27 protein-coding genes are annotated in these 26,833 nt (G+C 70.2%); 15 read left to right on the forward strand and 12 right to left on the reverse strand.

Translation table 11 applies throughout. The features are described 5' to 3' along the window. Positions 1-30: 30 nt before the first annotated feature. A complete protein-coding gene (locus ACGFIK_RS04410; RefSeq protein ID WP_327022751.1) occupies positions 31-258 on the reverse strand; it encodes a hypothetical protein in 228 nt (75 codons plus the stop codon). 64 nt (positions 259-322) lie between these two features. Beyond that, positions 323-2,500, reverse strand: a complete 2,178-nt coding sequence (locus ACGFIK_RS04415) for a protein kinase (protein WP_393337619.1) — start codon at positions 2,498-2,500, stop codon at positions 323-325. 92 nt (positions 2,501-2,592) lie between these two features. Here ACGFIK_RS04415 and ACGFIK_RS04420 point away from each other — a divergent pair, with 92 nt between their 5' ends. Continuing rightward, on the forward strand, positions 2,593-2,805 hold the full coding sequence (locus ACGFIK_RS04420; RefSeq protein ID WP_327022753.1) for an acyl-CoA carboxylase subunit epsilon: 213 nt from the start codon (positions 2,593-2,595) through the stop codon (positions 2,803-2,805). Between the two features lie 108 nt (positions 2,806-2,913). After that, on the forward strand, positions 2,914-3,375 hold the full coding sequence (locus ACGFIK_RS04425; RefSeq protein ID WP_327022754.1) for a hypothetical protein: 462 nt from the start codon (positions 2,914-2,916) through the stop codon (positions 3,373-3,375). 169 nt (positions 3,376-3,544) lie between these two features. On the opposite strand, the gene ACGFIK_RS04430 is transcribed toward ACGFIK_RS04425, so the two are convergent. Continuing rightward, positions 3,545-3,715, reverse strand: coding sequence for a hypothetical protein (locus ACGFIK_RS04430; RefSeq protein ID WP_327022755.1), 171 nt, complete (start codon positions 3,713-3,715; stop codon positions 3,545-3,547). A gap of 999 nt (positions 3,716-4,714) precedes the next feature. Here ACGFIK_RS04430 and ACGFIK_RS04435 point away from each other — a divergent pair. The 3 genes from ACGFIK_RS04435 to ACGFIK_RS04445 are packed head-to-tail and all read left to right on the forward strand — an operon-like array spanning position 4,715 to position 7,290. Then, positions 4,715-5,890 carry a S8 family serine peptidase gene (locus ACGFIK_RS04435; RefSeq protein ID WP_393337624.1) on the forward strand — a complete coding sequence of 392 codons (1,176 nt, stop codon included), beginning with the start codon at positions 4,715-4,717 and terminating at the stop codon, positions 5,888-5,890. A gap of 47 nt (positions 5,891-5,937) precedes the next feature. Continuing rightward, entirely contained in the window at positions 5,938-6,627 is a 690-nt protein-coding gene (locus ACGFIK_RS04440; protein ID WP_393337627.1) for a Maf family protein, read from the forward strand. 9 nt (positions 6,628-6,636) lie between these two features. After that, on the forward strand, positions 6,637-7,290 hold the full coding sequence (locus ACGFIK_RS04445; protein WP_327022757.1) for an O-methyltransferase: 654 nt from the start codon (positions 6,637-6,639) through the stop codon (positions 7,288-7,290). 26 nt (positions 7,291-7,316) lie between these two features. On the opposite strand, the gene ACGFIK_RS04450 is transcribed toward ACGFIK_RS04445, so the two are convergent. From ACGFIK_RS04450 to ACGFIK_RS04460, 3 genes are all read right to left on the reverse strand, one after another. Next, the gene (locus ACGFIK_RS04450) at positions 7,317-7,970 is read right to left on the reverse strand and encodes an NAD(P)-binding domain-containing protein (protein ID WP_327022758.1); all 654 of its coding nucleotides are present in this window, start codon (positions 7,968-7,970) and stop codon (positions 7,317-7,319) included. A 93-nt stretch (positions 7,971-8,063) separates the two neighbouring features. Next, positions 8,064-8,459, reverse strand: a complete 396-nt coding sequence (locus ACGFIK_RS04455) for an ester cyclase (protein WP_327022759.1) — start codon at positions 8,457-8,459, stop codon at positions 8,064-8,066. Between the two features lie 5 nt (positions 8,460-8,464). Next, positions 8,465-9,151: an SDR family NAD(P)-dependent oxidoreductase gene (locus ACGFIK_RS04460; protein ID WP_393337631.1), complete on the reverse strand. Its 687-nt coding sequence runs from the start codon at positions 9,149-9,151 to the stop codon at positions 8,465-8,467. A gap of 104 nt (positions 9,152-9,255) precedes the next feature. Here ACGFIK_RS04460 and ACGFIK_RS04465 point away from each other — a divergent pair, with 104 nt between their 5' ends. Continuing rightward, positions 9,256-9,858 (forward strand): TetR/AcrR family transcriptional regulator, encoded by a 603-nt coding sequence (locus ACGFIK_RS04465; RefSeq protein ID WP_327022761.1) that lies wholly within the window; start codon positions 9,256-9,258, stop codon positions 9,856-9,858. A gap of 1 nt (position 9,859) precedes the next feature. Here ACGFIK_RS04465 and ACGFIK_RS04470 read toward each other — a convergent pair whose 3' ends face one another. From ACGFIK_RS04470 to ACGFIK_RS04480, 3 genes are all read right to left on the reverse strand, one after another. Next, positions 9,860-11,050 (reverse strand): MFS transporter, encoded by a 1,191-nt coding sequence (locus ACGFIK_RS04470; RefSeq protein WP_393337634.1) that lies wholly within the window; start codon positions 11,048-11,050, stop codon positions 9,860-9,862. A 131-nt stretch (positions 11,051-11,181) separates the two neighbouring features. Then, complete coding sequence (locus tag ACGFIK_RS04475) at positions 11,182-11,937, reverse strand: ABC transporter permease (protein WP_327022763.1); 756 nt, start codon at positions 11,935-11,937, stop codon at positions 11,182-11,184. Positions 11,938-11,954: 17 nt separating this feature from the next. Next, positions 11,955-12,914, reverse strand: coding sequence for an ATP-binding cassette domain-containing protein (locus ACGFIK_RS04480; RefSeq protein ID WP_327022764.1), 960 nt, complete (start codon positions 12,912-12,914; stop codon positions 11,955-11,957). Positions 12,915-13,097: 183 nt separating this feature from the next. Between ACGFIK_RS04480 and ACGFIK_RS04485 the strand changes: the two genes are divergently transcribed. Next, positions 13,098-14,846: a biotin carboxylase N-terminal domain-containing protein gene (locus ACGFIK_RS04485; protein ID WP_327022765.1), complete on the forward strand. Its 1,749-nt coding sequence runs from the start codon at positions 13,098-13,100 to the stop codon at positions 14,844-14,846. 108 nt (positions 14,847-14,954) lie between these two features. On the opposite strand, the gene ACGFIK_RS04490 is transcribed toward ACGFIK_RS04485, so the two are convergent. Next, complete coding sequence (locus ACGFIK_RS04490; protein WP_327022766.1) at positions 14,955-15,851, reverse strand: LysR family transcriptional regulator ArgP; 897 nt, start codon at positions 15,849-15,851, stop codon at positions 14,955-14,957. 70 nt (positions 15,852-15,921) lie between these two features. Here ACGFIK_RS04490 and ACGFIK_RS04495 point away from each other — a divergent pair, with 70 nt between their 5' ends. The 7 genes from ACGFIK_RS04495 (at position 15,922) to ACGFIK_RS04525 (ending at position 23,990) form a co-directional block, all read left to right on the forward strand. Then, a complete protein-coding gene (locus tag ACGFIK_RS04495; protein ID WP_327022767.1) occupies positions 15,922-16,515 on the forward strand; it encodes a LysE/ArgO family amino acid transporter in 594 nt (197 codons plus the stop codon). A gap of 59 nt (positions 16,516-16,574) precedes the next feature. Next, positions 16,575-18,014 (forward strand): GuaB1 family IMP dehydrogenase-related protein, encoded by a 1,440-nt coding sequence (locus ACGFIK_RS04500; protein WP_327022768.1) that lies wholly within the window; start codon positions 16,575-16,577, stop codon positions 18,012-18,014. Between the two features lie 57 nt (positions 18,015-18,071). Beyond that, positions 18,072-18,539, forward strand: a complete 468-nt coding sequence (locus tag ACGFIK_RS04505; protein ID WP_327022769.1) for a MarR family winged helix-turn-helix transcriptional regulator — start codon at positions 18,072-18,074, stop codon at positions 18,537-18,539. Further along, complete coding sequence (locus tag ACGFIK_RS04510) at positions 18,533-20,266, forward strand: ABC transporter ATP-binding protein (protein WP_327022770.1); 1,734 nt, start codon at positions 18,533-18,535, stop codon at positions 20,264-20,266. The genes ACGFIK_RS04505 and ACGFIK_RS04510 overlap by 7 nt, the downstream gene beginning before the upstream one ends. Positions 20,267-20,373: 107 nt before the next feature. Beyond that, positions 20,374-22,293, forward strand: a complete 1,920-nt coding sequence (locus ACGFIK_RS04515; protein ID WP_327027270.1) for an ABC transporter ATP-binding protein — start codon at positions 20,374-20,376, stop codon at positions 22,291-22,293. 290 nt (positions 22,294-22,583) lie between these two features. Further along, entirely contained in the window at positions 22,584-23,198 is a 615-nt protein-coding gene (locus tag ACGFIK_RS04520; protein ID WP_327022771.1) for a VTT domain-containing protein, read from the forward strand. A gap of 117 nt (positions 23,199-23,315) precedes the next feature. Next, on the forward strand, positions 23,316-23,990 hold the full coding sequence (locus ACGFIK_RS04525) for a DUF998 domain-containing protein (RefSeq protein WP_327022772.1): 675 nt from the start codon (positions 23,316-23,318) through the stop codon (positions 23,988-23,990). Here the strand turns inward: ACGFIK_RS04525 and ACGFIK_RS04530 are convergent. After that, complete coding sequence (locus ACGFIK_RS04530; RefSeq protein ID WP_327027271.1) at positions 23,947-25,350, reverse strand: NAD(P)H-quinone dehydrogenase; 1,404 nt, start codon at positions 25,348-25,350, stop codon at positions 23,947-23,949. The two genes, ACGFIK_RS04525 and ACGFIK_RS04530, sit on opposite strands and share 44 nt — an antisense overlap. 106 nt (positions 25,351-25,456) lie before the next feature. On the opposite strand from ACGFIK_RS04530, the gene ACGFIK_RS04535 reads away from it, so the two are divergent. Further along, positions 25,457-25,912: a gamma-glutamylcyclotransferase gene (locus ACGFIK_RS04535; RefSeq protein WP_327022773.1), complete on the forward strand. Its 456-nt coding sequence runs from the start codon at positions 25,457-25,459 to the stop codon at positions 25,910-25,912. Positions 25,913-26,040: 128 nt separating this feature from the next. On the opposite strand, the gene ACGFIK_RS04540 is transcribed toward ACGFIK_RS04535, so the two are convergent. Continuing rightward, positions 26,041-26,778, reverse strand: a complete 738-nt coding sequence (locus tag ACGFIK_RS04540) for a hypothetical protein (RefSeq protein WP_327022774.1) — start codon at positions 26,776-26,778, stop codon at positions 26,041-26,043. Between the last annotated feature and the right edge of the window lie 55 nt (positions 26,779-26,833).

Raw genomic sequence — 26,833 nt, forward strand, 5'->3', positions numbered from 1 at the left:
CGCCGTCGATGGCGCTCGTCGTCGTGGGGCTCAGGCCCGGCGTCGGGAGGTCAGGACGACCGGCACGGTCATGCCACCACTGCGGGTGACGCTTCCTCGGCGGGTCAGGTGCCAGCCGGTCAGCGCGGCCCCGGCCAGCAGCATCAGGCTCATCAGCATCGCGACTCCGGCGGCGGCGACCAGCAGTACGACGCTGCCGAGCACCGCGAGTGTCCACAGTGCTAGCCGGGATCGGGTGTCCGTTCCTCGGTAAGCCATCTCGGGCCTCCCTTCCGTCGTCGGAGATCAGATACCCCGATCGGCGAAGGGTCATGCCTGCCGCTCAGTCCTGACGGTCGGGTACGAACTCCCGGAAGGCGGTCTCGAAGTTCGGCAGCTGCGCTTCCCACTCGCTGTCCGGTACTTCCCAACGCAGGGCGAAACCCCGGTTGCTGGCGGTGACGAAGCCCCGGTTACGGACTCGGAGCTCGACCCCGTTGCGGGTCTGGTACCAGTCCCAGTCGCCGCAGGTCCGCCACTTGCAGTCGAACGACCAGATGTCGATCAGCCGGTAGTTCTGCACGCCCCTGACGTTCCGCCGACCCGGCTCAAGGTCTCGCCAGGTGGCAGCCGCGTCCCGTCCCGGGCGATCCGTACGGTCGATGGTCAACTCGCTGACGCCGTTGGGGTCCCGATACTTCACCCAGGTGCTGCCGGAGCTGCGCCGCCAACCTTCCGGCACGGGCACCTTGAAGCCGACCGGGTCGTTGCGCATCGTCCAGCCGGCCGGCAGCCCGCCGCTGGTCGGCGCTGCCGTGCTGGGCGAGACCGAAGGGCTGGGCGGTGCGGCACTGGTAGCCGGGGCGGCGCTGGTGGGCGGCGGTGCAGCCGGTTCACTGCTCGCCAGGGCCGAGGCTGTCGGGCTGCCGGTCGAACCCTGCGGGCTGCCACCGTCGTTGTCGTCGTCGCCGGTCAGCAGCGGCACCGCCACCACCAGACCGACCACCAGCAGCGCCACCAAGGCGCCGACGAGCAGCCCACGCCGGTTGCGCTCCGAACGCAGGAAGCCCGAGGTGAAGACCGCACCACGGGCCGGTTCCGAGTCTGCCGGAGTCGAGGGCACCTGCACGGTCCCCTGCGGCACGACCCGGGTGGGGTCCCCGGTCGACCCGGAGGTCACCCGACGGGTGGGTTCGGCATCCGAGCCCGCCGCTGCACTGTCGCCGTTGGAGGGTGCCGAGTCAGGGGTACCGGCAGCCGCCTGATCCGTCGACTCCGACTCGGCGGAGGTCTCCGCCTCGGAGCCGGACCCCTCAGGTACCTGCGTGCCCGTCGGGTTGGCGGCATCCTCGCCCGCAGCCGATTCGCGCCCCTCCACCTGGGCTGAGCTGCCCGGACCGGAGGCGATCAGAGCGGTAGGTGCGACCTCCGAACTCGTCGACTCCCGGTCGGTACCGGTGTCGCCGGCGTCCATTCTGGTCGTCGCTGCGGCGTCGGAGGAGACGCCCTGCACCGAGGGTGCGGCGTCCACGCCGGTCGATCCGGCGGCCAGCGGCGTACGCGGAGCAGGTGGGCTGACCGGGGCGGACGGCTGTTCCCCGGACGGTCGGGGCGCCGGCACCAACGGCGGGCGGGGCTCCCGCGGACCGTTCGGCCCCGGTCGGCGTACGCCATCCAGCAGTGAGATGGTCCGCACCCGCCGGCCGCTGGCCTTACGCAGCATGCGCTCGGCGGAGTCGGCCGTGATGCGCTCCTGGGGGTCCTTGCGGAGCAGCCCGTTGAGCACGGACTTGAGTGGGCCGGCGTTACGCGGGTGCGGCATCGGCTCGGTGGCCAGCGCGGCCAGGGTGGCGATCGCCGAGGGCCGGGCGAACGGGGACTTGCCCTCCACGGCGGCGTAGAGGGTGGCGCCCAGCGACCACAGGTCGGCCTCCGGCCCGGCGGTGCCGTCGCGGGCCCGTTCCGGCGCGATGTAGGCCGGTGACCCGAGCACCATGCCGGTACGGGTGACGTTCGGGTCCCCCGGGATGGTGGCCAGCCCGAAGTCCGTCAACACCACCCGACCGTCCGTGCCGAGGAGCACGTTGCCGGGCTTGACGTCGCGGTGCATGATGCCGGCCCGGTGCGCCGCCTTCAGGGCGTTCAGCACCCCCAGCCCGATCTCCGCCGCCTGGGCCGGCGACACCGGCCCGTCCTCGGCGAGGGTGTCCTGCAGCGAACGCGACGCTACGTACTCCATCACGATCCACGGGTCACCGTCGGTGCGGAGCACGTCGAAGATGCGTACCACGTTGACGTTGTTGAGCCGGGCGATGGCCCGCGCCTCGCGCAGCGAGCGCTCCCGCATCTCGCGGCGCTCGTCGTTGGTCAGACCCGGCGGCGGTACGAGTTCCTTGATGGCGACGTCGCGGTGCAGCACCTCGTCGCGCGCCTTCCACACCCGACCCATGCCGCCCTGACCGAGCGGCGAGATGAGCCGGTACCGGTCGGCGACGAGTTGGGAGGCGGAAGCGTCTGACATCGCTGAGACGGTACCCGGCAGCGCTGAAACCTACACCGTCGGCACGCCATTCTGCGATCAAGGTCAACTTCGGGCCGCGTACGCTGAGTGGCATGTCTGGGGAAGAGCCGCTGTTGCGCATTGTGCGCGGCATACCTACCGCCGAAGAACTGGCCGCGCTGGTGGGTGCGATCGTCGCCCGCCCCCGGCCCGCCGCCGGGCCCAGCCCGGCACCGGTCTCCACCTGGGCGCGCAGCGCCCGACCGGCAAGCAGGGGCCACCTGCCCGGCCCCGGCGCCTGGCGCGTGTCCAGCCTGCCCCGCTGACCCTCCGGCTTCAACCGGGTTCCAACCGGCCGGGTACGGGGCTGCCGGGGCGGCCTGCACCCATTAACCTCACTCAGGGGAATCGGGCCGTGACGGTTGGGAGGGAACGTGATCCCTGAAGAGGACCGACCTGCGTCCTGGTTGGGCGGCTACCGCACCATCGAGGCGGACATTCGCCAAATGCGGGAATTCGCTGATCAGCTCCGTGCCGAGGTGGAGAGCAACTACACCCCGCACCTGCGGTACATCGCCAGCGACATGCTCACCCAGGTGTCCAACCCCGCTGACGCGTTCATCGAGCTGGTGCAGTTCATGCGCGCCCACTGGGAGACCCAGCAGGCCGCCACCAACGCGGTCTGGGGCGTCGGCCACACCACCGGCCACCTGGCGGAAGCCGCCCACCAGGTGGCCCTGCATTACGGCGACGCCGACGCCTTCTCCGCAGCCCGGGTCGCCGACATCCAACGCGCCCTGGCCAGCCCCGGCATGATCACCACCTCGCCGGCGCCGTCACCGTCATTCGCCGACCCCACCGGCCTCGACCAGCCGGGACCGGTGGTGCTGCCATGAGGGACGTGGGCGTCGGCCGCAGCGGCGGCCTCACCGACTGGTACCTGATGAACGTCGCCGACATGTGGGCCTGCGTGCAGGACCACCAGACCGAACAACACTGGCGACATGTCGCCGGCTGGCGCAAGGTCTGCGACCTGGCAGGTCAGCACCTCACCAGACTCAAGGCCTACCGCGAGGGCCTGGCCCGTGCCTGGCCGCCGGAGACCAACGCCGCCGCCCGGGCGTACGTCACCGAACTGGACAACCTGATCGACCAGGTGCAACGCACCCACGACGCCGCCTCCGCCAACCAGACCGCGCTGTCGGCCGCCACCCAGGCCATCACCAGCACCCGCACCGAACTGAGCAAGATCTACGAGGAGTACGCGGGCAAGCTTCGACAGAAGCGGACCTGGGAGGAGATCGCCGCCGACGCCAAGGCCGCCGCCGGAAGCCGAGCCAGCGAATCCCCGGTGACCGACGCGGACCTCGAACGCCTCAACGTCCGAGCGCGCGGCATCATGTACGGCCTCAGCAGCGAACTCCAACAAGCCCAAGCAATGCTCCGCCAACCCCCTCCAAGCACTCGCCAAGGTGATCGTGCGCCAGATTACTCTGATCCTTATGCATCTGCCGGAGCGGCTCCCATAATCCCACCCATCGTCCCAGTATCTTTGTCGAGAAGTGTGATCCCGCCCACCCGCTCCAGCCCTATACCGAAAGCGATTGCAGCACCTCAGGCTCCGGCAGTCGGTCCAGTACTTGGAGGCGCTAGCCCAAGTCCATCCCCTGCATCGCCTCCAGGAAATCCGCCTGCACTTTCGCCGGGCAACTCCGCATCGCCAAACACCAGCAGCAATTTACTCCCGTCGGTCGGCCTAGGCACTGGCACCAACCCTCTTGGCCGAGGTCAGATTGGACAGCCAACTACAAATGGCGCGCCGCGCCTTGCAGCGCCGACGAGCCCACGCGCCGCAGCCCCTAGCGGCTTTATCGGGCAGCCGCTAAGCCCGGGAGCAGTTCAGCCAACTTCCGGCGGCACGCAACCCCGACGCGTAAACCCGGTTGGCGGTGTAATCGGCGGTGGCGGAGCTGGCACTACCCCGACAGGCGCAGCAGGCTCTCGTCCGGGCGGTAAGGGCTCGCCCGGGATTTCCTATGGTGCTCCGAATATTGGCCTTCCCCTGGGTCAGGGTATAGCGTCAGGGCGTTCATTCGAGCGCAAGCCCGGCATCAGCGATCCGCGCAAGTGGGACCCTGATGAGCCTTGGAGGATGGATCAGGGCGTCGACCCGGTCGTCCGTCCGCCCGAGAATGAAGGACCAATCGACCCTGGCCCTGCAATCGGCATCCCTAGATGACTGCCGGCTCCACCCTCCTCAGGCAAGGAACTGCTGCCCTGATTGCCTGGATCTTGCCACTAGCAGGAGCTAGCGCAAACGCAGAGGTATCGCAACCAGACGGGGCAAGTCTGATTCGGAGCGACCAGTGGCACCTGAGTTATCTGGACATCCAAAGAGCGCACCTAGTCAGCCAAGGAGAGGGTGCAACGGTCGCAGTTCTGGATACCGGGGTCGATTCGCACCCGGATATCCAAAGGAACTTGCTGCCGGGAAGGAGTATGATTACCGACCCGAACGGCGGGAACACTGATCCCAACGGCCACGGGACAGCAATGGCTGGACTGGTAGCGGCTCACGGAAGCAATAACAATCTCGGCGCACTAGGAATCGCACCCAAGGCAAAGATCCTCCCCGTCACGACGTCCGATTCGAAGAACATCGGAGATGCGGATCGGCTGGCACTCGGCATCGAGTACGCAGTTAGCCAGAGGGCGAATGTGATTAGCATTTCCGGAGGAGGCGGCAGTAGCACTGCATTGCTCAGAGCCATCCAGGAGGCCCGAGCAGCCAATGTTGTCATCGTTGCAGCAGCGGGCAACACACCCCCCGACTCAAGCGTCATTTACCCGGCAGCGGACAGCGGGGTAATTGCCGTCGGCGGCATTGGACGCGATGGGGCGCATGCAGCGACCGCAATGACCGGACCGCAGATAGACATCGTTGCGCCATCCGTTGACATCTACAGCATCGATGCTGGGGGCAAGTACCGCCGGAGTACCGGAACATCGAACTCGACGGCGATTGTGGCGGGGGCTGCGGCGTTGGTGCGGGCCAAGTATCCGTATCTGCCTGCGGATGAGGTGGCGCACCGGCTGACTGCCACTGCGATCGACAAGGGGCCGCCGGGGCGGGACGACCAGTACGGCTATGGGGTCATCGATCTGGTGGCGGCGCTGACGGCAGACGTACCGCCTAGGGGTTTTGAGTCGGTGCCTGCGACCTCGCCGGATGCGGCTGGCCCGACCACGGCGGCGGCGGATGGGCCGCGGGCCGAGGGTGGGGGTGACGGTGCGGCGGCCGTGCGGGGGTGGGTCACCTTGGGGGTGCTGCTGGCGGCGGGTGGGGCCTGGGCTTTGTTCGCTCGCCACCGCCGCAGGTCCGATGATCCCCCACCGCGGATCAGTCGCTGACCGCCTACGCGACACGGCGACCGGCGACCGGGGGTGGAGGCGGCGGCATGATCGGGTTGGCAACCGGTAACGTCGGCGGGGTGCCTGAAGCCATGCCGATTCGGTTGGTGCTCGCCTCGGCGAGCCCGGCCCGCCGTAAGACCCTGCAAGCCGCCGGCATCGAGCCGGACGTGCTGGTCAGCGGGGTCGACGAGTCAGTTGTCGTGACCGAACGGGCGGAGGATCTCTGTCTGGAGTTGGCCGGGTTGAAGGCGCAGGCGGTGCTGGCCCGGTTGCGGCCCGCCGCTGACCAGCGCACCCTCGTGCTGGGCTGCGACTCGGTGCTCGCCTTCGATGGACAGATCCTGGGCAAGCCGACCGATTCTGCCGACGCTACCGCCCGGTGGGAGCGGATGCGTGGGCGCAGCGGGGTGCTGCACAGTGGGCACTGCATCCTCGATGTCGAGGGGGGTCGGCGGGCGGAGGCGGTGGCTTCCACGGTGGTGCACTTCGCCGACATCGACGATCACGAGATCGCCACCTATGTCCGGTCCGGTGAGCCGCTGGCGGTCGCCGGGGCCTTCACCATCGACGGTCTGGGCGGGCCGTTCGTGGAGCGGATCGAGGGTGATCCGAGCACGGTGATCGGGCTGTCCCTGCCATTGCTGCGGCGGCTGCTGGCCGAGCTGGACCTGCGGATCACCGATTTGTGGACGAAGGTCGCGCCGGGCAGCCAGTCGATCGAGCCTCTGGGTTAACGTCCGGGCATGACCCGCAAGTCGATTCCGCTCACCGACGAACTGCACGGGTATCTCGTGGCGCACGGCACCCCTCCCGACGAGGTGATCCGTGACCTGGCCGAGGAGACCCTGGCCCTGCTGCCGGAGCGCGCCTCCATGCAGGTGGCCCCCGAGCAGGCCGCCTTCCTGACCTTCCTGACCCGGCTTCTCGGTGCCCGGCAGGCGGTGGAGGTGGGCACCTTCACCGGGTTGTCCGCGCTGGCGATCGCCCGGGGTCTGGTCGACGGCGGGCGGCTGACCTGCTTCGACATCTCCGAGGAGTACACGAGGGTGGCCCGCCGGTACTGGGCCCGGGCGGGGGTGGCCGACCGGATCGATCTGCGGATCGGCCCGGCCGGGGACACCCTGCGGGAGCTGCCGAACGAGAGGTACCTGGACTTCGCCTTCATCGACGCCGACAAGACCGGCTACCCGGTGTACTGGGCCGAGCTGGTGCCCCGGATGCGGCCAGGCGGGGTGATCGCGGTCGACAACGTGCTCCGGCACGGCCGGGTCATCGCCCCGCAGAGCGAGGACGACCGGGCCATCGCCGCCTTCAACGACCAGGTCCTGGCCGATGTACGGGTGGAGGCGGTGATGCTGCCGATCGCCGACGGCCTGACCCTCGCCCGGGTGCACTGACCGCAGCGGCCACCGTCTGGCTGCGGCTAGACCTGAACTGTGCGTCGGGCTCGGGCCAGGTTGAGGGCCAACTCTTCTCGGTTCTGATGTGCGTGCCGGAGCCAGGCAGGTTGGCCCGGTTCGGTGCGCCAGGATTCGCTCAGCGGGCTGTTGTCCACGGTGTCGAAGCCGAACTGGTCGTACAGTCTCGTCACGAGTTCGACAGCTTCGGGATGGTCGCTCGACACCGACAGGGCCAGCCGGTCGGGGGCGCCGGCAGGCCGAGCGGCGGTGAGCAGCCGGGGTGCCTGAATGTGGGTGAACGCCTTGGCGACCTTCGAGGTCGGGAGCTGCTCCTGGCGTAGTTCGTGGACCGTCTTCTCTCCGGAGTCGATGACCGGGAAGTTGCCGTCGCGCCAGGGCATGTAGTTGTTCGTATCCAGCACGATCTTGCCGGCAAGTTCGTCGACCGGCATGTCGTTGGCGAGTCTGAGGGGTACCGCCACGACGGCGAAGTCCCCGGCCGCGGCGGCGTCCGCGGCGTATGCGGCGCGCGCCGAGGGACCCAGCTCGGCCACGAGACGGTGCAGCGTCCCGGGTGCCCGGGAGTTGGCGATGACGACGTGATAGCCGGTGGCGACTGCCGCACGCGCGATCTGGCTGCCGACTTCGCCGGCACCGATGATTCCGATCGTTGTCATTGCTGGTTCCATTCGTCAGTTGCGAGTAATCGGTGGGGCGAGCCGGGACCGGCCGTTGGTTCGGACGCCCGACGTCCGGGCGTCCGAACCTGCTCAGGCGGTGAGCTGTCGAAGCAGCTCGGCGGAGTCGTGCAGCGCCGTCATCTGGACGAACCGGCCCTCACTGACCTCGTAGATGGCGTACTCGACGATCTCGAAGGAGGCCCCGGTAGGGTCGACACCTAGCCATTCCTTGACCGGAGTGCCGGTGTTGATCGCGCGTACGGCGATGCGGTTGCGGTCGAACAGCAGTTCCTTGACCTCCCAGTGGAGGTCCGGGACGGCTTCGACGTCCTGTCGCTGGACGGCTAGGACGTCGTCCCGGGTGCCCGGATTGCCGTTGAGCAGGACCCGGTCGTTGATGAACTCGTCCATCCCGTCGAACTCGTGGGCGTTGAGGGCGGCGACATAGCGCAGATACCAGGTACGCATATCTTCTTGGGTTGTCATCTTCATCACCAGTTCAGTTCGCCGTGCTCGTCGGTGAGGGTGCCGGTCGGGCCGTCCGGGTCCAGGGTGGCTAGGCGTACGACCGTCCTGGCGCTTTCCGCGGCCGGTCGTCCTAAGCCGAAGGCGGCGGTCAAGTCGGTGGCGGTGGGGCCGGGCTCGATCGCGTTGAATTTGATGCCCGGGTGCCACTTGGCGTACTGGACGGTGAGCATGGTGGCCGCCGACTTCGACGCCGCGTACAGGGTCAACGGCAGGTGGTGTTCCGGCCGATCGGGGTTGTTCACCGCCCAGAAGGAGCCCATGCTGCTGGACACGTTGACGACAACGGGGTTCGAGGATTTTTCCAGCAGCGGCAACGCGGCCTCGGTGACCCGGACGATGCCCACCGCGTTGGTGTCGAACACCTCCAGGGCCTTCGGTCCGTCGATTTCGCCGGCGCCGAGGATGCCGGCATTGTTGATCAGGACGTCGAGGCGGCCCTCGGCCGCATCGATGGTCGCCAGGGCCTCGCTCACCGATGCGTCATCGGTGACATCGAGCTGTACGAACTGGGCGCCCAGGGCTGCCGCCGCCGCTTTGCCCCGCTCAGGGTCGCGGGCGCCTAGGTAGACGCGGTGGCCCAGGTCGCGAAGCTGCTTGGCGGTTTCGAAGCCGATGCCCTTGTTGGCGCCGGTGACCAGTGTGACGGTCATGCCTCTCCTTCTGTACTGATCGGTTGCACGTCAACGTAACAGAGTTTTGTACCGATCGGTTGGTGGCTTGGATCACTTCTGTACCAAGCGGTAGACTGCACGGCATGAGCCCGATCGGACGCCCCCGCGCCTTCGACGAGGAGGCCGTCCTCGATCGCGCCACCGAGGTCTTCTGGCGCCACGGCTACGAAGGTGCCTCGCTGAGCGCCCTGACCAGCGCGATGGGCATCAACCGGCCGAGCCTGTACGCCACCTTCGGCAGCAAGGAGCAACTGTTCCAACGGGCCTTCGCCCGCTACCACGAGACCCAGGTGGCCGCCGCCCGTGCCGCGCTCGACCAGCCCAGCGCGTACGCGTCGATCGAGGCCTTTCTGCGCTCAAGCGCCGACGGCCTGACCGCTACCGACCACCCCGCTGGTTGCTTCTCCATCCAGGGCGGTCTGGCCTGCTCGCCGGAGAACGCCGGCATCGCCGAGATCCTGGCCGCCGGCCGCGCCGCCACCGAGTCGGCCCTGGAGGAACGCCTGTCCCGGGCCGTGACCGAGGGTGATCTGTTGGAGGACACGGATGTCCGGGCACTCGCCCGATTCGTGATGGCCCTGAGCGAGGGCCACGCGGTGCACGCCGCGGCCGGGGCCAGCCGCGAGGAACTTCACGCCTCGGTCGACATCGCCCTACGGGCCGTGGACACCCTGCACCGCCGGTAGATCACACGGAAGCGGGGGCCGGGGTCGGCAGGGCCCGGCCGAGTCGTACCGCCAGCAGCGCGGCCAACGCGATGAAGCCGGGCAGCAGCAGGAAGGCCAGGTGGGTCCCGACCCCGTCGGCCACCCACCCGAGGGCGACCGGCGCGATCCCGAAACCCACAGCCATCGAGTACGCCGACCAGCCCGCCGCCTGATCGGTGGCATCTCCAGCGACGGCGAGGGCCAGGGAGATGGCCAGCGGATAGTGCAGGGCGTTGCCCAGGCCCAGCACCACCAGGCCGACCACCGCCAGCCAGCCGACCGAGGCCACCCAGAAGAGACTGAACCCGGCCAGGGACACCCCCAGGGCGGCCAGCAGGAGGGGTATCGGGCGGAACCGGAGGGCCACCCGCCCGCCGAAGATCCGGCCGACGAACATGCCGGCGACGATCGCGGCCACCGCCGCCGAGGCGGCACCGGACGGCATTCCGGCGTGCACCCGCAGCACGTCCGCGGTCCACAGGGACAGGCAGACCTCGATCGAACCGGTGACCGCCATCAGCCCCCAGGCGATCCAGTACGCCCTGGGTAGCCGCCGCCTACCGGCCGCAGGCGGCACCGGCCTCCGGCGGGCTGCTACGGCGGCGACCTGCGGTGCGCGTACCCGAGGGGTGCGGGTCGCCACCGCTACCAAGGCGATCAGGGCGACCACGACGGACAGGCCGGGGCGCCAACCCCAGCCGGCGTTCACGGTGTACCCGATCACCAGCGGGGCGAGGATGCCCATGCCGGCGCAGGCGGCGTTGGCCTCGGCCAGGGCTGCGGGAGCGGCCGGCCCGTGCCGGGTGGTGAGCAGCACGTTCACGCCGCTGACCACCAGCATCCCCGCGGTGGCGATCACCATGACGATGGCGAGGGTGGCCGGTAGCGGGCGGAGCAGGGCCAGCCCGCTGACCCCGACGGCCACCCCGGCCAGCCCCAGCCAGATCGTCGGGCTTCGACCGAATCGCCGGGCGACCGGGGCGAACAGCGCCCCGCCGGCCAGCGCACCGGCCGCCAGGGCGGTGCTGTGCAGGCCGGCGACGGCGGCGCTGGTGCCCTGCTCATCACGCAGCAGGGGCACCACCGGGCCGAACCCGTAGAGGAAGAAACCCCACAGACCTAGTTGGGCGTACGCCAACCAGGTGATCCGGTCGTGACGGAGGCGGGACACCCGCCCAAGCTACAAGCGGGTGCCGCCTGCCCTACCTGCCCTGAGAGCGAACTCTCTCCCTGCTGAGCCGGGGTGTTAAGAAGGGGCCCCTGCTCTACCGCAGGCGTTAATAAGGGGCCCTTCCTTGCACCTCAGCGGACGCTGCGGGCGAACTGGCGGGCCGCCCAGTAGACCCCGGCGGCGGCGAGGATCGCGATGATGGTCAGCCCCTGCCAGACCTTGTCGTTGCCGATGTCCCCGCTGAACAGGGCCCGGGTGCCGTCCACCGCCCAGGAGAAGGGGTTCCACTTGGCGATGCCCTGCAACCAGCCGGGGGCGAAGGCCAGCGGGAGCAGGATGCCGGAGAGCAGCAGCACCGGTTGGGCGACCGTGTTCATCAGCGGGGCCAAGGCGTCCTCGCTCTTGACCTTCAGCGCTACCCCGTAGGAGACCGCCGAGGTCATCAGCGCGATCAGGGCGAGCATCAGGTAGGCCAGCAGCAGGTCGCCGATGAACACCCGCAGCTCGAACAGCAGGGCGAGCAGGGTGATGATCACCGCTTGGACCAGCAGCGACACCACGTCGCGCAGGGAGCGGCCGAGCAGCAGGGCCAGTCGGCTGACCGGGGTCACCCGGGAGCGTTCGATCACCCCGGCACGCAGCTCGGCGATCAGACCGAAGCCCTGGAACAGACCCCCGAAGATGGCCAGCAGCACCAGCAGGCCGGGCACGAAGATCTTGTACGCCTCGGCCTGGGTGGGCGCGTTCAGGGCCGGTTTGAGCAGCGGGGCGAACAGCAGCAGGTACATCACCGGCTGGAAGACGCCGACGAACACCCACACCGGGTTGCGCAGCAGCAGGTTCAGTTGACGCTGGAAGATCAGCCAGGTGTCGCGGGCGAGTTTCATCAGTTCTCCTGGTCGGGTCAGGACTCGCGCAGCGAGCGGCCGGTCTTGGTGAGGAAGACGTCGTCGAGGCTCGGGCGGTGCAGCTCGATCGACCTGAGCTCGATTCCGGCGCTGTCGACCCGGCGCAGGATGCGCGGAATGGCGGTGGCCCCCTCGTCGACGAAGAGGCGCAGGCCGCCTTCCTCAAGCGCTTCCAGCCGGCTGACGTACTCCTCGGCGGCCAGCAGCTTCTCCGCCTCGACGGCGGCGTTGTGGCCCAGGCCGAGCTGCACCACGTCGCCGGAGATCTCCCGCTTGAGCCCGGCGGGGGTCCCCTCGGCGACCACCTCGCCGTGATCCATGATCGCGATGCGGTCGCAGAGGGCGTCGGCCTCGTCCAGGTAGTGGGTGGTGATGAAGACCGTCATGCCGTCCGTGCGCAGCCGGCGGATCTCGTCCCACATGTGCGCCCGACTCTGCGGGTCCAGGCCGGTGGTCGGCTCGTCCAGGAAGACGATCTTCGGCTCGTGGATGATGCCGAGGGCGATCTCGACCCGGCGACGTTGGCCACCGGAGTAGGTCTTGCACTTGCGGTCGGCGAACTCGGTGAGCTGGAAGGCCTCCAGGGCACGTACCGCCCGGCGCTGCGCCTCGGCCTTCGAGATGCCGTACAGCCGGGCCTGGAGCACCAGCTCCTCCCGACCGGTGGACTCGTCCCAGGTGCTGCCGCCCTGGGCCACATAGCCGATGCGGCGGCGTACCTCGCCCGGGTCCTTGCGCAGGTCGGCGCCGGCGATGGTGGCCTGGCCCCCGTCCGGCTCGATGAGGGTCGCCAGCATCCGCAGGGTGGTGGTCTTGCCGGCGCCGTTCGGGCCGAGGAACCCGAAGATCTCGCCCGCCGCCACGTCCAGGTCCACCCCGCGTACCGCGTCGACGGTCTTCGTCTCCCGACCGGCCCGGCTGCGGTACGACTTGCGCAGCCCTCTGGTCTCAATCATCGCTTCTCCCCGCTTGAGGCCGCTGTCGGCCACCATCGTCATCGGTAACGAATCACATCGGTACGACACCACGCCGTATCGATAACGGGCCAATCCGTGCGCCATCCCACACTGAGCGCCCGTTAGGTTTGCCGGTTCGGTCGCTAAACTCCCGGTCAGTAACCCCCGGGAGGAGCCACCAAGGTGCGCAAGGTTCTCATCGCCAACCGAGGCGAGATCGCGGTACGCGTGATCCGCGCCTGCCAGGACGCCGGCCTGGGCAGTGTCGCCGTGTACGCGGACTCCGACCGGGACGCCCTGCACGCCACCCTGGCCGACGAGGCGTACGCCCTGGGCGGTGACACCGCGGCGGAGACCTACCTGCGCATCGACAAGATCATCGATGTGGCGGCCCGGTCCGGTGCCGACGCGGTGCACCCCGGCTACGGCTTCCTCGCCGAGAACGCGGACTTCGCCCAGGCGGTCATCGACGCCGGCCTGACCTGGATCGGCCCCACCCCCCAGGCGATCCGCGACCTGGGTGACAAGGTCACCGCCCGGCACATCGCCCAGCGGGCCGGTGCGCCCCTGGTCCCCGGCACCCCCGACCCGGTCGACAGCCCCGACGAGGTGATCGCCTTCGCGGCCGAACACGGCCTGCCGGTGGCCATCAAGGCCGCCTTCGGCGGTGGCGGGCGGGGTCTGAAGGTGGCCCGCACGATGGAGGAGATCCCGCAGCTGTTCGAGTCGGCCACCCGGGAGGCGGTCGCCGCCTTCGGCCGGGGCGAATGCTTCGTGGAGCGGTACCTCGACCGGCCCCGCCACGTCGAGGCGCAGGTCCTGGCCGACCAGCACCGGAACGTCATCGTGGTCGGCACCCGGGACTGCTCCTTGCAGCGCCGGCACCAGAAGCTGGTAGAGGAGGCCCCGGCGCCCTTCCTCACCGCCGAGCAGCGGGCCCAGATCCACGACAGCGCCAAGGCCATCTGCCGGGAGGCCGGCTACCACGGTGCCGGCACGGTGGAGTACCTGGTCGGCAACGACGGCACGATCTCCTTCCTGGAGGTCAACACCCGGCTTCAGGTGGAGCACCCGGTCACCGAGGAGACCGCCGGCATCGACCTGGTACGCGAGCAGTTCCGCATCGCCGACGGGGAGAAGCTGCGCTTCACCGAGGACCCGGCGCCGCGCGGGCACTCCATCGAGTTCCGGATCAACGGCGAGGACCCGGGGCGCAACTTCCTGCCCGCCCCCGGCACGGTCACCGCCCTGCGGCTGCCCACCGGCCCCGGCGTACGGGTGGACACCGGCATCTCGGCCGGTGACGTGATCGGCGGCAACTTCGACTCGCTGCTGGCCAAGCTGATCGTCACCGGGGAGACCCGGACGGAGGCGTTGGAGCGGGCCCGTCGGGCGCTTGCCGAGATGGTGGTCGAGGGGATGGCCACCGCGCTGCCCTTCCACCGTCTGGTGGTCTGCGATCCCGCCTTCACCGCCGAGCCGTTCACCGTGCACACCCGGTGGATCGAGACCGAGTTCGACAACATCGTGCCACCGTTCACCGGCGTGGCCGACGCGACCGCCGGCCCGGCCGAGCGGGAGACCGTCGTGGTCGAGGTCGGCGGCAAGCGCCTGGAGGTCAGCCTGCCCGCGGGCCTGACCAGCGGTTCGGCCTCCGCCGCCCCGGCCGCCCGCAAGCCCACCCGTCGTGGTGGTGCCGCCGTCAGCGCGGTGGTCGGTGGCGACTCGCTGACCTCCCCCATGCAGGGCACCATCGTCAAGATCGCAGTGGCCGAGGGGGACAGCGTCGCCGAGGGTGACCTGGTGGTGGTGCTGGAGGCGATGAAGATGGAGCAGCCGTTGCACGCCCACAAGGCGGGCACGGTCAGCGGCCTCGCCGCCGAGGTGGGCGCGGTGATCACCGCCGGCGCCGCCATCTGCACCATCGCCTGAGGTGTAAGGAAGGGCCCCCTGTTAACGCCTGGGGTAGTAAAGGGGTCCCCTCCTAACACTGCACGACGTCGCACCGCGCAGCTCAGCGGCCGACGGTCGTGCGGCGGATCAGCGGAGGGTTTCGGCGGCTACCGCACCCACCGCGGCGGTGAGTGCGGTCAGCACCGGTGAGTCGAGTCGCCAGTGCTGCCAGTACAGCGGGATGTCCACCACCCGGCCCGGGGCCAGGTCGACGCAGCGGCCGGAGTCCAGGTCCTCGTCGGCGATCTGCTCCGGCACCATCCCCCACCCCAGCCCCAGGCGGATGGCGGCGCTGAAGGCGGGCACCGACGGCACGTAGTGCACCGGTGGGTCCAGGTCGTGACCGGCCAGGGCCTTGAGGAAGCGGTACTGGATGCGGTCCTTGCGGTCGAAGACCACCACCGGTGCGGCGGCCAGGGCCGTCGGGGTCAGCCCCTCGGGGAACCATTGTCGTACCCCCGCCGGGGTGGCCAGGGCCCGGTACCGCATCGCGCCGAGTGGGCGTACCCGGCAACCCTGCACCGGCTCCCGCTGGGCGGTCACCGCGGCCATCACCGCTCCCGCGCGCAGCAGTTCGGCGCTGTGATCCTGGTCGTCCTGACGCAGGTCGAAGGAGAGTTCCGGCGAGGCGGGCAACCGCGCCAGGGCGGCCGGGAACCAGGTGGCCAGGGAGTCGGCGTTGACCACGACGGCCACCCGGGTACGACCAGGGTCGCCACCGAGGGGCCCACGCGCGTCGGCCAGGGCTTCCCGTTCCAGCAACGCTAGCTGCCCGGCCAGGCGGAGCAGGGGACGTCCGGCCTCGGTGGCCTGGCAGGGCCGCTGCCGTCGGACCAGCACCTGCCCGACGGTTTCCTCCAGGGCCTTTATCCGCTGGCTGACCGCCGAGGGGGTGACATGCAGTAGCCGACCGGCCGCCTCGAAGCTGCCCTCCTCGACCACGGCGGCCAGGGTGCGGAGATGGGCGGAGTCCAGACCGGTCATGAAGCTGAGCTTAACCTTGTGAAGAATCTTTAGTTGGACTGATGATTCACTGCACCCCTACGGTCGACCCATGCTCACCTCGGCCGTTGCCGGTTTCACCCTGTCCATCGCCCTCATCGTCGCGATCGGGGCGCAGAACGCCTTCGTGCTCCGCCAGGGCCTGCGCCGGGAACACCTGGTGCCGGTCGTGCTCACCTGCGCGGTGTCGGACGCCCTGCTGATCGGGGTCGGGATCGCCGGGGTGGGTTCGATGACCGGTAGACCGGAGGTGCTCACCGCGATCCGCTGGGGCGGTGCCGCCTTCCTGATCGGGTACGCGATCCTGGCCGCCCGCCGCGCCCTGCGCCCCGGGGCCCTGACCCCCGCGGACCGGCCCCCGGCCCGGCTCGGCGCGACCCTGGCGGCCTGCCTAGCCTTCACCTACCTGAACCCGCACGTGTATCTGGACACCGTGCTGCTGCTCGGCGGCATCGCCCAGCAGCACCAGCACCGCTGGTGGTTCGGGGTGGGAGCCGCCCTGGCCAGTGTGTGCTGGTTCACCGCCCTCGGTGTCGGTGCCTACCGGCTGGCTCCCCTGCTGGCGCGTCCCCGGGTCTGGCAGGTGCTCGACGGCCTGATCGCGGTGGTGATGGTCGTGGTGGCGGCGGCGTTGGTGCTGGGCTGAGCGGGTGGTTTCCTCCACCAGCGGCGGCGCGGACGGGCATCGGCGGCAATGATGGCCGGGTGCGTTTCCTCAATGGCACCACCCCGGCGTACGACCTGACCTACAACGATGTCTTCATGGCCCCGGCCCGATCGGAGGTGGCCTCACGGCTCGATGTCGACCTGGCCACCGGCGACGGTACCGGCACCACGATCCCCCTGGTGGTGGCGAACATGACCGCGGTAGCCGGTCGGCGGATGGCCGAGACGGTGGCCCGCCGAGGCGGCATCGCGGTGATTCCCCAGGACATCCCGATCGAGGTGGTGGCCGAGGTGGTCACCTGGGTCAAGCAGCGGCACCTGGTGTACGAGACCGCCATCGCCCTCGGCCCCTCGGACACCGTCGGCGACGCGATCCACCTGCTGCCTAAGCGGGCGTACGGCGCGGTGATCGTGGTCGACGAGGCCGGTCGCCCGATGGGGGTGGTGACCGAGGCGGACACCGTCGGGGTGGACCGCTTCGCCCAGTTGCGCGACGTGATGTCGGCCGAGTTGCACACCGTGCCGGCGGGGGCGGATCCGGGCACCGGATACGACCGGCTCTCCGTCGGGCGACGCCGGTTGGCCCCGGTGGTCGACGAGGAGGGGCGGCTGGTCGGGGTACTCACCCGGCAGGGGGCCCTGCGGGCCACCCTGTACCGGCCGGCGGTGGACGACAAGGGGCGGCTGCGGATCGCGGCGGCGGTGGGAATCAACGGCGATGTGGCCGGTAAGGCGGCGGCGCTGCTGGCGGCCGGGGTGGACACCCTGGTCGTGGACACCGCGCACGGCCACCAGGAGCGGATGATCTCCGCACTGAGGACGGTGCGCGGGCTGGATCCGGGGGTCCCGGTGGCGGCCGGCAACGTGGTCACCGCCGACGGGGTACGCGATCTGGTGGAGGCCGGTGCGGACATCGTCAAGGTCGGGGTGGGTCCGGGGGCGATGTGCACCACCCGGATGATGACCGGGGTGGGCAGGCCGCAGTTCTCGGCGGTGCTCGACTGTGCGACCGCCGCCCGGGAACTGGGCCGGCACGTCTGGGCCGACGGTGGGGTGCGCCATCCCCGGGACGTGGCCCTGGCCCTGGCCGCCGGGGCCTCCAACGTCATGATCGGCTCCTGGTTCGCCGGCACCTACGAGTCCCCCGGGGACCTCTACACCGACGAGGACGGCCGCCGCTACAAGGAGAGTTTCGGGATGGCCTCCGCGCGGGCGGTCAGCGCCCGCACCAGTGAGGACAGCCCGTACGACCGGGCCCGCAAGGCGATCTTCGAGGAGGGCATCTCCTCGGCCCGGATGTACCTGGATCCGACCCGGCCCGGGGTGGAGGACCTGATCGACGAGATCATCTCCGGGGTACGCAGCGCGTTCACCTACGCCGGTGCGCGCACCCTGCCGGAGTTTCACGACCGGGCCCTGGTCGGGGTGCAGAGCACCGCCGGCTACACCGAGGGGATGCCGTTGCCGACGAGTTGGTGAGTGGCACATCCCCGAAAATACTTTGGCCCCTGACTGTCTGGTATCTAATCTACCGACATGAAACTGGTCCAACTCGGGGACGTGCCGCTGGGCCGCCTCCTGGTGGTCGCCGGGCACCTCACCGGCCAGCGGTGGAACCGCTATCTGGCCGAGGAGCACGGTCTCACCCAGGCCGGGATGGTCGCCCTGATGGCCCTCGCCGAGCACGGGGAACTGCCGCACCGCGCGGTGGCCGAGCTGTGCTTCGTCCGCCCGGCCACCCTCACCGGCATCGTCGACACCCTGGAGCGCGACGGCCTGGTGCAGCGCCGCAGGGACGGCACCGACCGGCGTACCGTCAAATTGACCCTGACCCCGACCGGCCGTGACCGGGTGGACGCCCTGACCGCGATGATCCAGGCACGCCGCCCCCTCACCTCGGTCGATGCCGACCCGACCAAGGCGGCCGTCATCCGGCAGTTCCTCCTTGAGATCATCGGCCAGAAGGAGCCAGCCGGCAGACCCGCGGGAGATCCGACATGCTGATCCGGCTGCTGGGCGGCAACCTGCGCCCGTACCGACGGCCCCTGGCCATGGTGGTGCTGCTCCAGTTCGTCAGCACCATCGCCTCACTGGCCCTGCCGAGCCTCAACGCCGACATCATCGACCTCGGGGTGGCCCGGGGAGACACCGACTACATCCTGCGTACCGGCGGTTGGATGCTGGCACTCACCGTGGTGCACATCATCTGCCTGATCGCGGCGGTCTACCTGGGTGCCCACATCGCCATGGGCTTCGGCCGGGACCTGCGGGCGGCCCTGTTCGGGCATGTCAACCGCTTCTCCGCCCGGGAGGTGGCCCACTTCGGCGCCCCCTCGCTGATCACCCGCAACACCAATGACGTGCAGCAGGTGCAGATGCTCGTGCTGATGAGCTGCACCATGCTGGTCGCCGCCCCGATCATGAGCGTCGGCGGAGTGGTGATGGCCCTGCGGGAGGATGTCGGGCTCTCCTGGCTGCTGCTGGTCTGCGTACCGGTGCTGGCGATCCTGCTGGGCCTGATCATCCGGCGGATGGTGCCCAGCTTCCGGCTGATGCAGACCCGGATCGACACCATCAACCGGGTGCTGCGGGAACAGATCACCGGCATCCGGGTGGTCCGGGCCTTCGTCCGGGAGCCGTACGAGACGGCCCGGTTCGCCAACGCCAACACCGACCTGACCGCGACCGCCCTGCGTACCGGCCGACTGATGGCGTTGATCTTCCCGGTGGTGATGCTGGTGCTCAACGTCTCCAGCGTCGCGGTGCTCTGGTTCGGCGGTCAGCGGGTCGACGAGGGCGCCATCCAGGTCGGTGCGCTGACCGCCTTCCTGCAATACCTGATGCAGATCCTGATGGCCGTCATGATGGCCACCTTCATGCTGATGATGGTGCCGCGGGCGGCGGTCTGCGCGGAACGGATCACGGAGGTGCTGGACACCGAGTCCTCCGTGCTGCCCGCCCCGGACCCGGTCGTCGAGGTGACCAGCCGAGCCGAGTTGGAACTGCGCCAGGTGCGGTTCCAGTACCCGGGGGCCGCCGAGCCGGTGCTGCGGGACATCTCCTTCCGGGTGACACCGGGCAGCACCACGGCGATCATCGGCAGTACGGGGGCCGGCAAGAGCACCCTGCTCTCGCTGATCCCCCGGCTGGTCGACGTGACCTCCGGTGCCGTACTGGTCGACGGGGTCGACGTGCGGCAGTTGGCGCCGGAGCAACTGTGGAACCGGATCGGGCTGGTGCCCCAGCGGCCGTACCTGTTCACCGGCACGGTGGCCAGCAACCTGCGCTACGGCAACCCGCAGGCCACCGACGAGGAACTCTGGACGGCCCTGGAGATCGCCCAGGCCCGGGACTTCGTCGAGGCCATGCCGGAGGGGTTGGCGGCCCCGATCGCCCAGGGCGGCACGAACGTCTCCGGTGGCCAGCGACAGCGGCTGGCGATCGCCCGCGCCCTGGTCCGACGGCCGGAGATCTACCTCTTCGACGACTCCTTCTCCGCGCTGGACCTCGGCACGGACGCGCGCCTACGGGCGGCCCTGCGGCCGGTCACCGCCGACGCCGCGGTGATCATCGTCGCGCAACGGGTCTCCACCATCATCGACGCCGATCAGATCGTGGTGCTGGAGAACGGCGGTGTGGTCGGCCTGGGCCGACACGAGGACCTGCTGACGGCCTGCCCCACCTACGCCGAGATCGTGGCGTCCCAACGCACCACGGAGGTGCCGGCGTGACCGAGCGGCAACCCGGGGCGTCGGCCATCCCCGCCCAGCAGTCGGCCGGCGAGAGTACGCCGAGACGACTGCCCGCCGGGGGTCATCGTGGCGGCCCGCACGGCGGCATGGGCATGGGGATGCCCGCCGAGCGTTCGATGAACTTCGGGCCCAGCGCCCGACGCCTGCTGGGCCGACTGCGTCCGCACCGCCTGCACCTGGCGGCGGTCATCGCGCTGGCGGTGCTGAGCGTCGGGTTCACCGTGATCGGCCCCAAGGTGCTCGGGCACGCCACCGACCTGATCTTCACCGGGGTGATCGGCCAGCAACTGCCGGCCGGCACCAGCGCCGAGCAGGCCGTGGCCGCGGCCCGGGCGGCCGGCAACGACAACTTCGCCGACATGCTCGCCCGGATGGAGGTGGTGCCCGGGGTGGGCATCGACTTCGCCGCCCTGGGCCGGGTGCTGATCTTCGCGTTGGTCCTCTACCTGGCGGCCAGCGTGCTGATGTGGTGGCAGGGGTGGCTGCTCAACGGGGTGGTCCAGCGCACGGTGTTCCAGCTGCGGGCCGACGTCGAGGAGAAGCTGAACCGGCTGCCGCTGCCCTACTTCGACCGACAGCCGCGCGGGGAACTGCTCAGCCGGGTCACCAACGACATCGACAACATCTCGCAGACCCTCCAGCAGACCCTCAGTCAACTGCTGACCGCCCTGCTCACCGTGGTCGGGGTACTCGGCATGATGTTCTGGATCTCACCGCTGCTGGCCCTGGTGGCGCTGGTCGCGGTGCCGCTGTCGGTGCTGGTGACCGGGCAGATCGCCAAGCGGTCGCAGCGCAAGTTCATCGCCCAGTGGACCCACACGGGCGAGCTGAACGGGCAGATCGAGGAAGCCTTCACCGGCCACGAACTGGTCAAGGTCTTCGGTCGCCAGCGTGAGGTGGAGGCGGCCTTCCACGCCAAGAACGACGAGTTGTTCCAGGCCAGCTTCGGGGCCCAGTTCATCTCCGGGATCATCATGCCGGCGATGTTCTTCATCGGGAACGTCAGCTACGTGGCGATCGCGGTGGTCGGCGGCTTGCAGGTGGCCTCCGGTGCGATGAGCCTCGGCGACGTGCAGGCGTTCATCCAGTACTCCCGCCAGTTCACCCAGCCGCTCACCCAGGTCGCCTCGATGGCCAACCTGCTCCAGTCCGGGGTGGCCTCGGCCGAGCGGGTCTTCGCGGTGCTGGACGCCGAGGAACAGCAACCGGACCCGGCGGTGCCGGCCCGGATCAGCGACCCGCACGGCCGGGTGGAGTTCCACGACGTCTCCTTCCGGTACGACCCGGACAAGCCGCTGATCACCGACCTCTCCCTGGTCGCCGAGCCGGGACACACCGTGGCCATCGTCGGGCCCACCGGGGCCGGCAAGACCACCCTGGTCAACCTGATCATGCGCTTCTACGAGTTGGATGCCGGCCGGATCACCCTCGACGGGGTGGACATCACCACCCTCAGCCGGGACGACCTGCGCGGTCGCATCGGCATGGTCCTTCAGGACGCCTGGCTGTTCGGCGGCACCATCCGGGACAACATCGCCTACGGGCGGCCCGAGGCGACCGAGGAGGAGATCCTCGCCGCCGCCCGGGCCACCTTCGTGGACCGGTTCGTGCGCAGCCTGCCCGACGGCTACGACACCGTGATCGACGAGGAGGGCAGCAACGTCAGCGCGGGTGAGAAGCAGCTCATCACCATCGCCCGGGCCTTCCTGGCCGAGCCCGCACTGTTGATCCTCGACGAGGCGACCAGCTCGGTGGACACCCGTACGGAGGTGCTGCTCCAGCGGGCGATGGCGGCCCTGCGGTCGGAGCGGACCAGTTTCGTCATCGCCCACCGGCTCTCCACCATCCGCGACGCCGACCTGATCCTGATGATGGAGCACGGCCGCATCGTCGAGCAGGGCACCCACACCGAGCTGCTCGCGGCCAAGGGCGCCTATCACCGGCTCTACCAGGCTCAGTTCCAGCAGCCGGTCGGCGGCGAGGACCCGGTGGCCGTGCCCGCTTAGGGTGCCGGGCCGCTGACACGGGACCTGTCAGCGGCCCGGCCACGGCCGACATCGGGAACGGGGGACCCGACGCACACGGGGCCGCGCCGACAACGGTACGCCGCCGGGCGAGATTCCGGCGACCGTCATCGCACACCAGTCGATTTCGATATTCCCCGGTCAAAGCCCTCACCGGCCACACCACCGGCGAGTGTCGCTGGTCACGACGGGGCAGGGTCCGCCATGGTGACCCCGGACACATCGTCAGGCTCGGTACCTGTCCGAACCGCCCACACCACGAGGGGACCACGGTGCCCGACCTACTTACCCAGGTGGCGTCACCTGGCTGGGCATACCTCGTGCTGTTCGTGCTGCTGGTGGTGGACGCCTTCGTACCGGTGGTGCCCACCCAATTGGTGATGATCACCGGTGGTGCCCTGACGGTGTACGGCGGACTGGACCTGCCGACGGCCATCGGCATCGGCGCTCTCGGGGTGTTCACCGGCGACCTGGCCTGTTACCTGCTCGGCCGCAGCACCTCGCGGCGTCAGCCACCGCGCCCGCAGACCCGGGGGCGGACCCTACGGATCGCCGGACGCCTGGCGGCCGGCCTGCGCCGGCCCGGCCCCACCGGGTTGCTGCTCTGCCGGTTCGTGCCGGGCGGCCGGATGACGGTCTGCTTCACCTCCGGTCGGGGCCGGTATCCCCTGCGACTGTTCCTGCCGTACACCGCCCTGGCGGCGACCGGGTGGGCCTCGTACGGGGGTCTGGTCGGGCACCTGGGCGGGGCGGCCCTGACCGGGTCGGCCTGGCGGATGTTGCTGATCGCGGCGGTGGCCGCCGGTGGGTTCGCCCTGACCGGCTGGGCCCTGGCCTCGATCGCCGCCCGGTTCACCCCGGCCCCGGCCGAACTGCCGGCCGACTGACCCGACCGGGCGGTCACCCTGGGGGTGATACCGGAGGGCCTGTCGGGGTGCACCCGGGGTCGGATTTCGGTGCTCGTCCCGGATCCCTCTGGGGTGGGTACGGCGACAGGCTGAACCATGCCTGGAATCCGGAACATCGGTGCACTGGCCCTCGGGGGAATCGCCCTGGCCGCACTGCTGGCCGTCGGCGGCCATCTTGCCGTGCGGGACCTGGACCCGATGCGCCTGACCGTCAGCGACTACGCCGTCTCCGACTCCGGCGGCGCCATCCACCTGGCGATGGTGACCCTGGCGGTGGCCTCGGCGCTGCTCGTACCGGCCCTGCGCCGCCTGGCCGGGCCGGGTGGTCGACTGGGCACGGCTCAACTGCTGCTCGCGGTGTGGGCCGGTGGGCTGCTGATCGCCGGTCTGGTGCCGACCAATCCGCCCGGCACCGAGATGGGCACGGCCGCGCACGTGCACCGGTACGCCTCCGTGCTGGCCTTCCTGGCCCTGCCCCTGGTCGGCTGGCTGCTCGCCGCCCACCTGCCCGCCGGAGGCCGTACCGGCCGGTGGTTGCGGATGCTCGCGGTGGCCAGCCTGCTGCTGGCCGCCGCCCAGGTCTGGTCGGCCTATCCCGGTGACCGCGCCCTCTACGGCCTGATCGAACGGGCCCTCATCCTCACCGAGGTCGGCCTGCTCGTGCTGCTGGCCACCGCCCTGCCCACCCCCGCTCGGAGGCGGACAGGGCGACCGCCGGCAAGGCAGGTCACTCCAGTTCGTGCAGCATCAGCTGACGGGCGGCCTCGGTGATCGAGCCGGAGAGGCTGGGGTAGATCGTGATGGTCTGGGCCAACTCGTTGACGGTCAGGTTGTTCTCCACCGCCATGGTGATGGGCAGGATCAGCTCGCTGGCCTTGGGGGCCACCACGACTCCGCCGATCACCTGGCCGCTGGCCGGACGGCAGAACAGCTTGACGAAGCCGTCGGCCATCTCGTCCATCTTCGCCCGGGCGTTGCCATCCAGCGCCAGCATCACCTGTCGGGCCGGCACCTTGCCGGCGTCCACCTCGTCCTGCGAGACCCCGACCGTGGCCAGTTCGGGATCGGTGAAGACGTTCGCCGAGACCGTACGCAGCCGCAGCGGCCGCACGGCCTCGCCGAGGGCGTGCCACATGGCGATCCGGCCCTGCATGGCGGCGACGCTGGCCAGCGGCAGCACCCCGGTGCAGTCCCCGGCCGCGTAGATGCCGGGCACGTTGGTACGGGAGACCCGGTCCACCGTCACGTACCCGCCCCGGGCCAGTTCCACGCCGTACTCGGCCAGCCCCAGGGCCTCGGTGTTCGGGATCGAGCCGACCGCGATCAGGGCGTGCGAGCCGTACACCTTGCGGCCGTCGGAGAGCTCGACCTCGACCCCGTCGTCGGTACGGCGGACCCCCTCGGCGCGGGAGTTGTTCAGGATGCTCATGCCCCGGGCCCGGAACACCCGCTCGATGGCCTGGGCGGCGTCGGCGTCCTCGTGCGGCATCACCCGGTCCCGGCTGGAGACCAGGGTGACCTGCACCCCCATGGCCAGGTAGGCGCTGGCGAACTCGGCCCCGGTCACCCCGGAACCGACCACGATTAGGTGCTCCGGCAGCTCCAGCAGGTCGTAGACCTGTCGCCAGGTCAGGATGCGCTCGCCGTCCGGCACGGCGGTGGGCAGCTGACGGGGGGTGGCTCCGGTGGCGATCAGCACCGTCGAGGCGCTGATCGCGTACGCGGCCTCCTCGCCGTGCGGGGTGACGATCACCCGGTGGGTGTGCCCCAGGGTGTCCTCGCCCATCCGGGCCCGCCCGGAGACGAAGGTGACCCCGGCCTTGACCAGCTTGGCGTGGATGTCACTGGACTGGGCCAGGGCCAGCCGCTTGACCCGCTCGTTGACCGTCCGGGCGTCGACCGTCACGGCCTCCAGGCCGTCGGAGTGCACCCCGAAGACCTCGGTGTCGCGGTACCCGGTAACCACCTCGGAGCTGGCGATGAAGGTCTTGGAGGGCACGCAGTCGGACAGTACGCAGGCACCCCCGGCACCCTCGTCCTCCACGACGGTGACATCGGCGTCCAACTGGGCCGCCACCAGCGCCGCCTCGTAGCCCGCCGGCCCTCCGCCGATGATCACGATCCGGCTCACCACGACCGCCCCTCGTCCATGCTCACAGTGACTTTCTTCTCCCCGGTACGTGCGACACGCACCGTCGTATTCTCCCCCGAGCGTCCGCCGGGCTATCGTCATCGCCGTGCGTCATTACGCCGCCTACGGCTCGAACCTGGACCCTGCTCGGATGCGCGCCTACTGCCCGCATTCGCCGATGGTGGGCATCGGCTGGCTGGAGGGCTGGCGCCTGACCTTCGCCGGTGAGGATGTCATCGGCTGGGAAGGCGCGGTCAGCACGGTGGTCGAATCGCCCGGCGACCGGGTCTTCGTGGCGCTCTACGACATCCATCCGTACGACGCGGCCCAGCTCGACGAGATCGAGGGGGTCACGGCCGGCACCTACCGGAAGCTGACCGTCCGGGTGTCGACCCTGGACGGCGAGGTGACCGCCTGGGTGTACGTGTTCGACGGCTACGAGGGCGGGCTGCCCACCTCGTGGTATCTGTCCGAGATCGCGAACGCCGCCGAGAAGGCGGGCGCGCCGGACGACTACGTCCTCGAACTGCGGTCCCGCCCCACCGGCACCGCTTCGGCGTAGCGCGTCTCCCACACCCTCAGTCTGCTACCGGCCGCCGACACGGCGGGCGTCGACCCCGGAAACCCGGGTGATCTGTCCCGGTCAGCCCCGCTTTCTTCCCCGGTAGGTAGGACCCCCGGGCCGCACGGTCAGTGTTCGGTGTGGGTCCGGGCTGCGGCCAGCAGTTCCACCAGTTCCGCGCCGCCGGCCGGACCTAGGGCCACGAAGGCGGGTGCCGCCAGGCGGTTGGTCACCGCTTCGGCCCACAGCCGCCGCCGCACCAGCGGCCCGACCGGGGGGTACGGCGGCGGCCACCCGCAGGCGATCGCCCCGCTCTCCCCTTCCGGCCCGGCCAGCACCGCTTCCAGCGGGGTCATCCCGCTGGCCCGTACCGCCACCAGATGGGCACCGGTGAAGTGCTCCCGCAGCAGGCGCAGCCCGGCGGCCAGCCGGGCGGCCGGGGTGACGGCCGGGGAGGGCATGGCCCGCCAGGCCGCGAACAGTGGCATGGCGCTGGCGTCGGCCGCCGCCACGGCCCGCTCCACCAGGTCGACCAGCCGGTCCAGGCGGGGCAGGTCGGCCAGCCGGTCCTCGCCCCAACGGCAGCACTCGGCCAGGCTGGCGGCGGCCACCTCCAGCGGGCGTACCGTCCGGGCGGCCCCCTCCCAGCCGTCGGCCACCGCGTCCGGGGCGATGAAGCCGAGGGCCGCGGCGGCCGTCTCGGCCCGGACGTCCCCCAGGGCACCGGCCCGGCCGGTGATGTAGAAGGCCCAGCCCGAGATGCCGAGCAGCCGGGCCCGTCGCAGGGTGCTGGGACATCGCCCGTACGCCTCACCCAGGGCCAGCACCGCCGGCTTGCTGGCCGCCGCCACCTGTTCCGGCGTCATCCCCGGCCACCCGAGGGTCCGTCCGTCAGGGTGCGCGCCGATGGTCCGTCCATGG

The organism is Micromonospora sp. NPDC048871, assembly GCF_043198155.1.
In the GTDB taxonomy this organism is placed as follows: Bacteria; Actinomycetota; Actinomycetes; order Mycobacteriales; family Micromonosporaceae; genus Micromonospora.

Bases quoted from the DNA above. Each gene is read 5' to 3' on its own strand.
- ACGFIK_RS04465 (WP_327022761.1), top strand. From the start codon at position 9,256: ATGAGCCCGATCGGACGCCCCCGCGCCTTCGACGAGGAGGCCGTCCTC.
- ACGFIK_RS04495 (WP_327022767.1), top strand. From the start codon at position 15,922: ATGCTCACCTCGGCCGTTGCCGGTTTCACCCTGTCCATCGCCCTCATC.
- ACGFIK_RS04480 (WP_327022764.1), bottom strand. From the start codon at position 12,914: ATGATTGAGACCAGAGGGCTGCGCAAGTCGTACCGCAGCCGGGCCGGT.
- ACGFIK_RS04460 (WP_393337631.1), bottom strand. From the start codon at position 9,151: ATGACCGTCACACTGGTCACCGGCGCCAACAAGGGCATCGGCTTCGAA.
- ACGFIK_RS04415 (WP_393337619.1), bottom strand. From the start codon at position 2,500: ATGTCAGACGCTTCCGCCTCCCAACTCGTCGCCGACCGGTACCGGCTC.
- ACGFIK_RS04515 (WP_327027270.1), top strand. From the start codon at position 20,374: ATGGGCATGGGGATGCCCGCCGAGCGTTCGATGAACTTCGGGCCCAGC.
- ACGFIK_RS04455 (WP_327022759.1), bottom strand. From the start codon at position 8,459: ATGACAACCCAAGAAGATATGCGTACCTGGTATCTGCGCTATGTCGCC.
- ACGFIK_RS04450 (WP_327022758.1), bottom strand. From the start codon at position 7,970: ATGACAACGATCGGAATCATCGGTGCCGGCGAAGTCGGCAGCCAGATC.
- ACGFIK_RS04525 (WP_327022772.1), top strand. From the start codon at position 23,316: ATGCCTGGAATCCGGAACATCGGTGCACTGGCCCTCGGGGGAATCGCC.
- ACGFIK_RS04445 (WP_327022757.1), top strand. From the start codon at position 6,637: ATGACCCGCAAGTCGATTCCGCTCACCGACGAACTGCACGGGTATCTC.
- ACGFIK_RS04490 (WP_327022766.1), bottom strand. From the start codon at position 15,851: ATGACCGGTCTGGACTCCGCCCATCTCCGCACCCTGGCCGCCGTGGTC.
- ACGFIK_RS04510 (WP_327022770.1), top strand. From the start codon at position 18,533: ATGCTGATCCGGCTGCTGGGCGGCAACCTGCGCCCGTACCGACGGCCC.
- ACGFIK_RS04505 (WP_327022769.1), top strand. From the start codon at position 18,072: ATGAAACTGGTCCAACTCGGGGACGTGCCGCTGGGCCGCCTCCTGGTG.
- ACGFIK_RS04410 (WP_327022751.1), bottom strand. From the start codon at position 258: ATGGCTTACCGAGGAACGGACACCCGATCCCGGCTAGCACTGTGGACA.
- ACGFIK_RS04540 (WP_327022774.1), bottom strand. From the start codon at position 26,778: ATGACGCCGGAACAGGTGGCGGCGGCCAGCAAGCCGGCGGTGCTGGCC.
- ACGFIK_RS04435 (WP_393337624.1), top strand. From the start codon at position 4,715: ATGACTGCCGGCTCCACCCTCCTCAGGCAAGGAACTGCTGCCCTGATT.
- ACGFIK_RS04475 (WP_327022763.1), bottom strand. From the start codon at position 11,937: ATGAAACTCGCCCGCGACACCTGGCTGATCTTCCAGCGTCAACTGAAC.
- ACGFIK_RS04440 (WP_393337627.1), top strand. From the start codon at position 5,938: ATGATCGGGTTGGCAACCGGTAACGTCGGCGGGGTGCCTGAAGCCATG.
- ACGFIK_RS04420 (WP_327022753.1), top strand. From the start codon at position 2,593: ATGTCTGGGGAAGAGCCGCTGTTGCGCATTGTGCGCGGCATACCTACC.